Raw genomic sequence first — 386 nt, forward strand, 5'->3', positions numbered from 1 at the left:
GTATATAACGATGAAGATGGTGATGGAACACAAAATGGAACAGAAACCGGATTCACTTCTCCAGTAACTGTATTTGCTGATTTAGATGGCGATGGCGTGTTAGACGCAGGAGAGCCAACAGCAACTACAGCGGCGGATGGAACATATACTATAGAAGGCGTACCAGCAGGAACAGTAGATATCGTAGTAGATACAACTACTTTACCAACAGGTGTAACTTTAACAGAAGGAACAGAACCAACAGAGGTAACGGTACCAGTAAGTGGAACAGTTGCAGCAGGAACCGATGGTTATACTACAGCTGGAACCGTAACCGGAACAGTATATAACGATGAAGATGGTGATGGAATACAAAACGGAACAGAAACAGGATTTACTTCTCCAGT

General features: G+C 43.3%; 1 protein-coding gene. It reads left to right on the top strand.

Annotated features, from left to right (window positions below; translation table 11 throughout):
- Positions 1-386 (top strand): hypothetical protein (locus ACVCXO_RS02935; protein ID WP_452228102.1); only part of this gene is annotated, 386 nt, incomplete at both ends.

The sequence above is a fragment of the Lacinutrix sp. MEBiC02404 genome, from assembly GCF_053601575.1.